This is a genomic window from Psychroserpens sp. SPM9 (assembly GCF_025153525.1).
Classification (GTDB): Bacteria; Bacteroidota; Bacteroidia; order Flavobacteriales; family Flavobacteriaceae; genus Psychroserpens.
Window position 1 is genome coordinate 295,366 of record NZ_JANZNR010000002.1, and the last position, 11,885, is coordinate 307,250.

Sequence of the window (11,885 nt, forward strand, 5' to 3'; positions counted from 1 at the left end):
AACCAATAAAAGCCCTGTTTGATTAATTCAGGGCTTTATATAGGTTAGTTAGTCATTTTATTTTTTTATTTTTTATTGAGCTTGTGGTCCTCCACTTACAATAATAAACTCTGATCTTCTGTTCATTTGGTGTTCTTCATCAGTACAGTTAGAACCACAATCAACTTTAGGTTCATTTTCTCCTTTACCCATTCCAGAAATTCTGGCTTTATCAATCCCTTTAGAAATCACATATTGAACCGTTGTTTTAGCTCTTCTATCTGATAATCTTTCATTATAAGATGCAGAGCCTCTACTATCGGTATGAGACGTCGCATTAATGACCATTTCTGGATATTTATTCATGATTTGAACTAGTTTATCTAATTCAAAAGCGGCTTGAGCTGTTATGTTTGATTTGTCAAACTCGAAAAAGATTGGATTTAAATTAACAACTTCAGGCCCAACAATAACTTCAATTGGGTCTAACATGATACTAACTTCTTCCTCTTCTTCTTCGGAAGCTGAAACGGTTACCTTCTGACTTTCATAGCCATCCATAACCACTTCTAATTCTGATTGTTTTCCACATTCAACTATAAATTCTACGGTCCCATCTGAATTGGTCACTTTAGATAAAATCATATTTCCTTGATCGTCATATAATGTTACATTAGCAGCATTTATTGGGTTTCCTGTTTTTGAATCTGTAACAATTCCTGAAATTAAAACATCACATAAAGGTTGTAATTTTTTAATAGCATAGACGTCATCGCCTCCTAATCCACCTTCTCTGTTAGAAGACACAAAACCTTCTTCGGTTTCTTCATCTAAATGAAAGGCAAAATCATCAGCATTACTATTTACAGGAACACCTACATTTCGAACTGGTCCCATTTTTCCATCAACTACTTTTGAATAAAAGACATCGAGATTTCCTAAACCTAAATGCCCATTTGAAGAAAAGTATAAGGTATTATTGCTACTAATAAAAGGGAACATTTCTTGACCCTGAGTGTTTACTTTTTGTCCTAAATTTTCAGGCTCACCTAAAGTACCATCGTCATTAATACTAGCTTTATAAATATCAAATAATCCAAATCCTCCAGGCATATTAGATGCAAAGTAAAGTGTTTTTCCGTCGGCACTTACCGAAGGGTTTTTAACCGAATAATTCTCACTGTTTATTGGGAAGCCTTCAACATTGCTCCAACCATCACTAGTTTTTGTTGCCTTATATAAATGTAACTGGCTTATTCTATAATTAGTTATAGAATCTCTTTCGTATTCTTTTTCAAAATAGCTCTCACGAGAAAAATACATCGTCTTACCATCTGGAGCAAATGAAACAACACCTTCATGATATTTGGTATTTACTTTATTTCCAGCTAAAGCTGCTGCTTGATAAGTCCCATCATCATTTTTGGTTAATTCGTAAATATCTAAAAATGGCTCTTCATTCCATCCATAAGTTTTACGAGACGTATTTCTTGCTGATGTAATATATAGCTTCCCATCTTGAAGTGTTCCTCCAAAATCAGAATACTCGGTATTAAAGCCTAAGTTTTGAATATTAAACTTTTTACCTTTTTCTAAAATCTTAGGTAAATAATCTGGATTCTTTTTAAAAGCTATTGCGCGATCATCACTAGGTCTCATTTCAGCAAATTTTGCCATTTGCACATTAGACTCTTCATACTTACCATTAGCTTTAAGCATTTGTGAATATTTGAAAAGCATTTCTGGGCTATCAGACGATTCTAAGGCTTTAGCATACCATCTTTCGGCTTCCTGCGTATTAAATACGTTATAATAGGACTCTGCTAATTGGCTGTATACGTAAGGACTACCTTTACCGTTTTCAACTAATTTAGAATAATCTTCAGCAGCTTCAACAAACTCAAATCTATTGAAATGTTTATCTGCTTTTTTGGTGTCTTTATTTTGAGCAATTAAGCTGAAACTACTTAATGCTACTATTGTAAAAAGTGTTAATATTTTTTTCATAATGTTTTAGCTTAACTGTTTAGAAATATCTTGGTGAACGTGACACTTTCTTCGGAAAGTTTAAATCAAATAACAGCAAAAATTCATGTGATGCTGGTGCATATTTTTTAATATCTGAAGTAACACTATCATAAGCATATCCAATTCTCACTGAAGGTGTAATTGCAAAATTAATCAACCCAGAGAATGAATCGTCTAATCGATAGGATGCACCAATTTCAAGCTTTTCAAAGAACAAGGCATTAAGGTTTGCATCAAAAGATGTAGGAGCACTAAATGCTGATTTAACTAAAAATGATGGTTTTAACTTTGTATTTGGTGATAGCTGAAAAACATAACCACCAGTTACAAAATAGTGTGCTTCTTCTGAGCCTAATTTATTACCATTAGCATCTAAGTGAACAGAGTTTAAAATGTTAGGAACAGATGCCGCTAAATAATAATTATCGGTGTAATAAAAGAATCCAGCACCAATGTTTGGTGTGGTTGTATTAATGTTTTGAAAGAACGGATCATTAGGATCGATAAGATCTATATCGGCTAAGCCAATATCATGAAATGTCGCTCCTGCTTTTAATCCGAAAGCTAATCTATGCTCACCTCCTAATTGTAACGTATAAGAGAAATCGGCATACACATTAGTTTCTTTTATTGGACCTACTTCATCAGAAATAATAGAAAGCCCTAACCCTACTTTTTCTCCTACAGGTAGGTGACCAAAAAAGGTACCTGTTTGTGGAGCTCCATCAATACCTGCCCATTGTGATCGATACAGTAATCCGAAAGACAAATTTTCTTTAGAACCTGCGTAAGCTGGATTGATGACATTCATATTATACATGTACTGTGTATATTGAGGGTCTTGCTGCCCATACACTTGCGTTGCAATTAGCAATACAATAATGATATAAAATTTTTTCATTTGTTAGTTATTTGATTTTAGTTGTTTAGTTGATATTTTAATTGATTTTTAATTGAGTCGCTGAATATAAACCCAAGCACTTCTTCGCTTGCCGTCTTCATATTCCATCGTATAGAAATACGTTCCTACTGGTAACTCGTCTCCATCGTTCGTTTGACCATACCATTCATCAGTATAGTTAGCTTTAGAGTAGACAAGTGTTCCGTTACGGTTGAAAATTTCAAGTTTACTAACGTCATAGCTACTTAAATCAAAGGTGTCATTCATTCCGTCTCCATTTGGAGAAATTCCTTGAGGAATTACACAACTTTCAAGTTCAATGATGGTTTGTTCGGTTATGCTTGAACACATTGTAGCATCGTTATAAGTTACTTCAATTTCATAAAGTCCTGCTTCAAGTACTGGTAATGTTAGTCCGTTTTCCCCAGCAATAACACCTCCATCCTGATACCATACGATGGTAACTTCGCTTTCAGTATAATTATTAGCTGTAGCAGTGACCAAAATTGGAACAGTTGCATTAGGACAAACTTCATAATCAAAATCTGTTGTGAATGTTGTACTTGGCAATGGCTTCACTATTAAATCTATTGGCACAACAGAATAGCAATCGAAAGCAGAATTATTCTCAACTCTAGCCCAAATAGTTTGCGATACACTTGTATATAATAAGGCAACAGAACTTGTAGCTGTTTCTGCGTTTGCTTCAGAAGAATAGTAGCTAACCGTAAAGTCATCAGGGTTTTGACCATTGAGGATATTTATACTATGTGCTGCTAAATCAAAATCGGCGATTCCGTCTGTATCATCATCACAGACTTCTAATGGCACACTAGTAGCATCTGGCGTTGGTCCAGAAATGATTAAATCAAAACTCGTTGTAGCAAAACAGAATTCGGCATCAGCATCTTCAACTCTCACAAAAATAGTTTGCGGGTTAGAGATGTTGGTATAATTTAAAGGTAAAGAGTTTTCATCAGCTTGAGCATCGGCTAAAGTTAAATGATAACTCACATTAAAATCTGTATCAGATTGACCTCCTAAAATACCTGAGGTTTGAATACTTAAATCAAAATCTTCTATTTCATCGGCTGAGATATCATCACAAGTCACAATATCATCTACTTCGTTAGCCGTTGGCTCTTGACCAAATGTTACAGTTACAGAATCTTGCGCTTGAGCATCACATTGCTCATCATAAGCAATTACTGTATAGGTGTTTGAGTTTGAAACCGTTAATGTTGGTCCTGTTTCTCCTTCAATAATAAAGCCATTTTCATACCATTCATAAGTATCTGCGAATGGTGAATCTGCATTTAACGTATAATCTGGGAAACCACAAAATTCTTGATCGACTCCTAAATCTACTTCAATTTCGGCAGTTATATTACCATCATCTTCGCCTCCAGCATTGGTTTGACTAATAGAAATAGTTCCAGGATCATCTGAGAAATTGGTCACTAAAAGTAAGTAAATCTCTCCTGTTTGAGCGTTATCAATTGTGAGGTTCTCTGTTGAAACAAAGGAATAACTACAATCAACTATATTTCCAAATGGATAAAAGTCTGGACTCGTTGTATTGTTAGGGCAATTAGTAGGATCTGGACAACCTAAGTCTAAATTTCCACAAGCATTTTCTACAGACTCAAATGGTCCCCAAAGAACAAAATCAACGTCTAATCCATTACCATCAGCATCGACTTGAGAAATTTCTATTTCAATAAGTCCAGGTTCGCCAATTTGAATGATATTCCATGTTGGGTTTGGCGCAGAGCCTAAACAGGCAATATCTGTTGGGTCTGGAATACCTATAATGTTTGGTGTTGTTAATGCTCCGCCGGCTTCAGCACAGAAATTTTCAGCGTTTTCACAGATTATGTTTGTTGGTGCTTCTTTAATACACAAATCGAATGTTGTTGTTACACTATCATTTCCTCCAGAGAAAACTCTAATAAAGTATGTGTTTCCTATAACCAGTTGAGGCGATACCATAGCGTCGGCATCAGCACATTCAAGTTCTATTAATCCGTCACAAGTTCCTTCATACAAAGCAATATCTGTATTAAAGCCTTGGTTGACATTTATTAATGATATCAGTTGCACTTCACTGAGTGCTGTAAATTCAAACCAAACATCATCATTTGGATTACCACCACAAGATCCAGATGGCACTCCAGAATCGGTAGCTTCAACTAAAGTCCCAGACGTTACCAAATCACAAGATTGGTCATCGTTAACAACTGCAACAGTTGCTCCACATGGATTGTCGTTTTCAGGCGGACAAGCCAATAATTGAATCGCATTACTATTAATAACACAATTGACGTCTTGGTCATTACTTAATGTTATTACAACATCCTGTAAGAATGGAAATGGACCAACTTGATAGATTCCTTCTGTAGTTACTGATACTGTTGTAGCGTCAATATTATTAGATATGGTTAATGAAGTCGCATCACCTAATGTTGTGACATTCACATCAATCAAGAATTGTTCTCCATTTTCACAATCATCAATAACTTGATAAGTAGCTGCTGGATTAATACATGTCGCACAAGCCACTGTAACATCAATTGGCGTAAATCCAGTTGAAGAGTCACAACTTACTGAGAAATCAGAATTTATATACCAAGAAATAGTATCACCACTAGATTGAAAACTAAGGCCTGAAACATCTGCTAAGCCAGCAGCGTTTAAGGTTGAATTAAATAGTTCTGTTCCGTCAGAGTCTATAACAACTAATTCGTCACAACAACCTTCTAAATCTCCTGCATTAAAATTCAAATTTAAAGGCAATCCGTTTGAACTGGTATAGGTGAAAGTTGCTACAGATGGATCGTCATCTATATCATTAAAGTAACAAAACGCAGTATTTACTGGTCCAACAGCACAATCTACTAAACTATCAAGACAAAATTCTTGATTAAGAATTGGACTGGTTAGCGTACAATTAGCATCATCATCATTAGCTACAGTAATTTCTACTGGAGTATTATTAGCATAAGGCCCAAAAGTAACAATACCTACTGCACTTACTGTTTGTGGTGCACTGCCTTGGTCATCGCTAATAGTAATTGATGTAGCTGAGCCTAAATCGGATAAGTCTACATCGACAAAAAACTCAGGTCCTACTAAACAATTAGAAACAACAGCATAAGTTGCTTCTGGCTGAACGCAAGTTGCACAAGCGACTGTGAAATCCCATTCTGTTGTACAACAAGTACTTCCAGAACCACAACTTACAGAACCATCAGCATCAATTTCTAAATACATAGAATCTCCTGTAGAATCAAATTGTAAGCCTGCAAGATTTCCTCCATTATTTCCTTGATAAATTAATGGCGCCGTATTATCTGCTCCATCATATACTAATATGTCGTCACAACACGATTCGATACCACCTGCGTTGAAGGTGAGTCTCACCGGACTTCCGTCGGTTGATTCAAATAACCAAGCTGTATCATCATTATTACCATAGCAGTAATTAAACTGTAAAGGTGGTTGTGTACAATCGACTATATTTAATTCACATTGATCTTGAGTTAATGCACTACTTGTAACAGTACAATTAGCATCATCATCGTTTACTGCAGTTATAACTACTGGAGTATTATTTGTAAAAGGTCCAAAGGAAAAAACTCCTGTAACACTTGTTGTTTGCGGCGCACTACCTTGGTCATCTGATAGTGTCATTGAGGTTGCCGAACCTAAATCGGTTAAATCAACATCGACAAAAAATTGTGGTCCATTAATACAATCTTGTCTTACAGCAAAATCTACTTCAGGAACCACACAAGTTGCACAAGCAACTGTAAAATCCCATTCTGTAGTACAACAAGTACTTCCAGAGCCACAACTTACAGAACCATCAGCATCAATTTCTAAATACATAGAATCTCCTGTAGAATCAAATTGTAAGCCCGAAAGATTTCCTCCATTATTACCTTGATAAATTAATGGTGCTGTATTATCTGCTCCATCATATACTAATATGTCGTCACAACACGATTCGATGCCACCTGCGTTAAAGGTGAGTCTCACCGGACTTCCGTCGGTTGATTCAAATAACCAAGCTGTATCATCATTATTACCATAGCAGTAATTAAACTGTAATGGTGGTTGCGTACAATCGACTATATTTAATTCACATTGATCTTGAGTTAATGCACTACTTGTAACATTACAATTAGCGTCGTCGTCATTTTCAACAGTAATAATAACTGGAGTATTATTAGTAAAAGGCCCAAAAGAAAAGACACCTGCAACACTTGTTGTTTGCGGTGCACTGCCTTGGTCATCTGAAAGTGTCATTGAGGTTGCCGAACCTAAATCGGTTAAATCGACATCGACAAAAAATTGTGGTCCATTGATACAATCTTGTCTTACAGCAAAATCTACATCAGGAACCACACAAGTTGCACAAGCAACTGTAAAATCCCATTCTGTTGTACAACACGTGCTTCCAGCACCACAACTTACAGAACCATCAGCATCAATTTCTAAAAACAAAGAATCTCCTGTAGAATCAAATTGTAAACCAGAAAGATCGCCTCCGTTATTACCTTGATAAATTAAAGGCGCCGTATTATCTACGCCATCATAGACTAAAATATCATCACAACACGATTCTATACCACCAGCAATAAAGGTTAATCTTAATGGACTTGAATCTGAGGAAGTAAATACCCAGTTCGTTGTATCATTATTGCCATAACAATGATTAATCTGAGTAGGTGCCTGAGTACAATCTATTGTAATCTGTGCATCTACAGACCACATTGAAAAAGCAAAAAGGAATGATAACGAGAGTAAAATTTTTTTCATATCAATGAATGCTATTAAATTATTTAATCAATTGATTATTAGTGTTTTAAATATTTTCTGTAGGGCAAAAAGAAAATTTATTGACAAACGAGCCTTAAAAACGACTCACAATAAGTAACCGAAGATAAAAAAAATGACAGTTAACAAACTGTTAAGAATGTTATAATAGATAAAACGCAATTATAATCGACAAAAAGAAAACAACCTTAAAAAACTTAAATTTCAGTCCGATTTAATAACACGTAAACGGGAAAGTGATCACTAAAGCCTCCTTTGTATTTTTTTCCGACATAGGTTCGAAATGGTTGTCCTTTAAACTTACCATTATATTGTGTCAAAAACTTTTCGTCAAAAATATTCGCTTCATCAAATTTTAGTCTGTTTTTTTGAGTTTCAAAAAAATTGGTAGACATCATAATTTGATCGAATAAATTCCATTTAAAATTATGATTTAAACTCCCTCGCGTATAAGACAACATGGTTTCCATTGGATTATAAAGTCCGCCATTAGCAGTAAGAAATTTAATGCTCTCATTACTTGGATTATCATTAAAATCTCCCATTACTAAGATCTTGGCATTAGGATCTTCGGCTTTAATATTTGTCATGATTTCAATAACCTTTTCTGCAGCTTTTAAGCGTTTATACATAGATTCTTCGACACCTTCTCTTCTCGATGGCCAATGGTTGACAATACAGTATACTTTTTCAGAATGCAGATGACCAGATACCAATAAAATGTCTCTTGTATAATCTTGTTCACCAAGCGCATCTTCCAAATAAACTGCAAAGGTTTTAGAGTATTCGACTGAAAACACAGACTTATCGTAAATCATACCGACATCAATACCTCTTTCATCTTGAGAATTATAATGTATAATACCGTAATCATAGGGCTCTAAATCCTTACTTTCAATTAAGTCTCTAAGCACATTTTTATTTTCAACTTCGGCTAAACCAACAATAGCAGGCGGTTTTTGAGTGTGTTCAAAACCAATTTTTGAAATGACCTGACCTAGTTTGTAGAGTTTTCGGTCGTAACGTTTTTTAGTCCATCGCTTATCTGTACCTGGCAAAAAATCATTATCGTGTTTGGTCGCATCATTATAGATATCGAAAAGATTTTCGAGATTATAAAATGCAATAGTATATGTCGTTGTTTTTAAATCTTGGGAATTCACTTCACAAATTTAAGTTTTAAAATGCAATGGACGAACATTCAATTATGTAACTTTGTGTTTTATTACAAATATGATTGAAAAAAAAGACATAGAGTTAGAAAAGGCAGTCCTTATTGGTGTGGTTACCAGAGAACAAAACGAAGAACAATCTAAAGAATATTTAGATGAATTAGAATTTTTGACTTATACTGCTGGTGGCGACGTATTGAAACGCTTTACTCAAAAAATGGATATGCCAAATCCCAAAACCTTTATTGGTTCTGGTAAAATGCAAGAAGTGCAGAATTATATCGAAGAACATGAGGTGGGAACTGCCATATTTGATGACGAATTATCTGCTGCTCAAGAACGAAATATTAGTAAGATATTAGGCTGTAAGGTTTTAGACCGAACCAACCTCATCTTAGATATTTTCGCTCAACGTGCTACAACAAGCTATGCACGTACTCAAGTTGAATTAGCGCAGTGTGAATATTTACTTCCTAGACTTAAAGGAATGTGGACTCACCTTGAGCGTCAAAAAGGTGGTATTGGAATGCGTGGTCCTGGTGAAACCGAGATTGAAACCGATAGACGAATTGTTCGTGATAAGATTGCCTTATTAAAAGCCAAGATTAAAACTATTGATAAGCAAATGGCTGTTCAACGTGGTAATCGAGGGAAAATGGTTCGTGTAGCTTTGGTTGGTTATACCAATGTTGGCAAATCGACCTTAATGAATGTGATTAGTAAAAGTGATGTTTTTGCTGAAAATAAATTATTTGCAACCTTAGATACGACTGTTAGAAAAGTGGTGATTCAAAACCTTCCTTTTTTACTAACCGATACTGTTGGGTTTATACGAAAATTACCAACGCAGCTTGTTGAGTCATTTAAAAGTACGCTTGACGAAGTTAGAGAAGCCGATTTATTACTACATGTGGTTGATATTTCCCATCCTAATTTTGAAGAACATATCGAATCGGTCAATAAAATTCTTGGTGAAATTGACAGTTCAGATAAGCCTACAATAATGGTCTTCAATAAAATTGATGCCTATAAAGCTGAACCTTTTGATGAAGATGATTTAATTACCGAAAGAACTTCATCACATTACTCTTTAGACGAATGGAAAAATACATGGATGAATCGCGTTGGAAAAAATGCTTTATTTATTTCGGCGTTGAACAAAAAGAATATCGATACGTTTAAAAAGCGTGTTTATGATGAAGTACGAGAAATTCATGTGACGCGTTTTCCGTATAATCATTTCTTATATCCTGATTACACTGAAGATATTGAAGACAGCGAATAAAACATAAGCCTTTAAAAAACAAAAAAGCATCCTAAAATATTAGGATGCTTTTTTTATGGTATTAAACCCTATTGTTTAGAATTTGTAAGTCAATCCTAAAGTATAGTAAGTTTGTAATTCGTTATCTACATTATCAAATGTTGGCGCATCTGCAGCATCACCATCAAAATTAGCCAATGCAAAATTTAATGCTTCTTGTTTGTTACTTCTCAATCCGAAGTCAAAACCAACACCAATCATTTTCCATAGCGTATAGCTAAAAGAGTTCGTCCAAGTTACGTTAGATAAATCTCCGCTTTTATAACTTTGAAACATTGATAGGTTTGATTTAAAAGCGACAGCACCTATTTGACGTGTATAATCGGCCACAATTTTAGCACCTAATGACGATTCAAAAACAGTGTCATTTTCAGCAAAAACAAAGTTGTAGTTTAAAGGGTGAATAACAACAATAAGATTATCGATAGGTGTCCAAGTGGCACCAACACCAAGATCTAAATATCCTGGATCATTAAAGTTATTTAAAATCGTCGTTCTGTATTCCATTAATCCAGAAATCGCAAATTTTTCACTTAATTTTCTACCATATAAAGATGAAATATTAAATACGTCTGTAGTTGGCTCAAAATCGTCGCTATCTAAGTCGGTATCTTTATTATCTAATTTCACCCAACTTAAGTTGGTATTTAATGAGTTTCTCCAGAAAAATTTATCCTCAATTAAATTAGCAAATCCGTTCACAGTAAACCCAATATTACCTGAAGAGTTATTAGGAACACCTTGCGAATACCAGTTGTTAAAGTTTGATAAGCTTCCACCAATAACACCAAAAGCGCCCACTCTCCAACCTGGCAAAGCGTCTATTTGAGCTTGTAATGCATTAGCTTCTGCTTGAGCAGCATCGGCTTCTGCTTGTTTTTCTGCTTTTTGAGCTTGTAACTCTTCTTTAGTTTGAGAAAAACCAAAAGATATTGATACCATCAATATTGCAGTTAAAAGTAATTTTTTAGTCATAATTTTAGTTTTAATAATTTTCAACTTCATTAATTAAGTGCAAATATATTCATTAGTCATTTGAACACCAATAAATTGAAATAAAATGAATATATAAACTCCTTGTATTAGACGCAAACTTTAATTGAAAGTCACAGGAGTACCATTATTTTTTTTTGAAAAGTGGTACCGACGAACAAGCTTCGCCATACATAATTGATTTGGCCACTGGTTTTAGTTTGCTTGACAACATGATATAAGCATTTGAAGGCACTGGTTTGTGGGCACAACCTTTTATAATAAGCGGCTTGTCTTTATAAGGTGCAACATCAAGTGCAGTAATAATATCTTGATAGATTGAAGTTTCAAGTGTTTCTAAATCACCTACACATACTTTACGAACATAAGGTTGTAACTCTATGGTTAATAACATATAGGCCCACGCAGGAATTATTGCATCGGTAGAACAGGTTAAAGCTACAAACTGATTTTGATGAACAGACCAGTCATAATCCTTAACCAACTGTCTGAACTCTTTTTCACGAAGTACAAAGCCTTCAAATAGCCAGTCTTTAATATCAAAAACAAAGCGTTCACCTTCTGGGTAGTAATCTTCAAGATCTACAACCATCAATTTACTTTGTGCTACTCTATTTATGATTTCTTCAGCCATACTACAAATTTA

At 34.8% G+C, this 11,885-nt stretch carries 7 protein-coding genes; 1 reads left to right on the forward strand and 6 read right to left on the reverse strand.

Annotation, left to right across the window (positions count from 1 at the left end; translation table 11 throughout):
- Window positions 1-72: 72 nt before the first annotated feature.
- The 4 genes from N4270_RS05130 to N4270_RS05145 all read right to left on the reverse strand — a co-directional run bounded on the left by N4270_RS05130 (window position 73) and on the right by N4270_RS05145 (window position 8,913).
- Window positions 73-1,986, reverse strand: coding sequence for an OmpA family protein (locus tag N4270_RS05130; protein WP_260095863.1), 1,914 nt, complete (start codon window positions 1,984-1,986; stop codon window positions 73-75).
- Window positions 1,987-2,005: 19 nt separating this feature from the next.
- A complete protein-coding gene (locus tag N4270_RS05135; RefSeq protein WP_260095864.1) occupies window positions 2,006-2,908 on the reverse strand; it encodes a type IX secretion system membrane protein PorP/SprF in 903 nt (300 codons plus the stop codon).
- A 48-nt stretch (window positions 2,909-2,956) separates the two neighbouring features.
- Window positions 2,957-7,732, reverse strand: coding sequence for a gliding motility-associated C-terminal domain-containing protein (locus tag N4270_RS05140; RefSeq protein WP_260095865.1), 4,776 nt, complete (start codon window positions 7,730-7,732; stop codon window positions 2,957-2,959).
- A gap of 215 nt (window positions 7,733-7,947) precedes the next feature.
- Window positions 7,948-8,913, reverse strand: a complete 966-nt coding sequence (locus N4270_RS05145) for an endonuclease/exonuclease/phosphatase family protein (RefSeq protein WP_260095866.1) — start codon at window positions 8,911-8,913, stop codon at window positions 7,948-7,950.
- 70 nt (window positions 8,914-8,983) lie between these two features.
- Between N4270_RS05145 and hflX the strand changes: the two genes are divergently transcribed.
- Window positions 8,984-10,207 (forward strand): GTPase HflX, encoded by a 1,224-nt coding sequence (gene hflX, locus N4270_RS05150; RefSeq protein ID WP_260095867.1) that lies wholly within the window; start codon window positions 8,984-8,986, stop codon window positions 10,205-10,207.
- Window positions 10,208-10,282: 75 nt separating this feature from the next.
- Here hflX and N4270_RS05155 read toward each other — a convergent pair whose 3' ends face one another.
- A complete protein-coding gene (locus N4270_RS05155) occupies window positions 10,283-11,221 on the reverse strand; it encodes a DUF3078 domain-containing protein (protein ID WP_260095868.1) in 939 nt (312 codons plus the stop codon).
- 145 nt (window positions 11,222-11,366) lie between these two features.
- Window positions 11,367-11,873, reverse strand: a complete 507-nt coding sequence (locus tag N4270_RS05160) for a DUF2480 family protein (protein WP_260095869.1) — start codon at window positions 11,871-11,873, stop codon at window positions 11,367-11,369.
- Window positions 11,874-11,885: the final 12 nt, after the last annotated feature.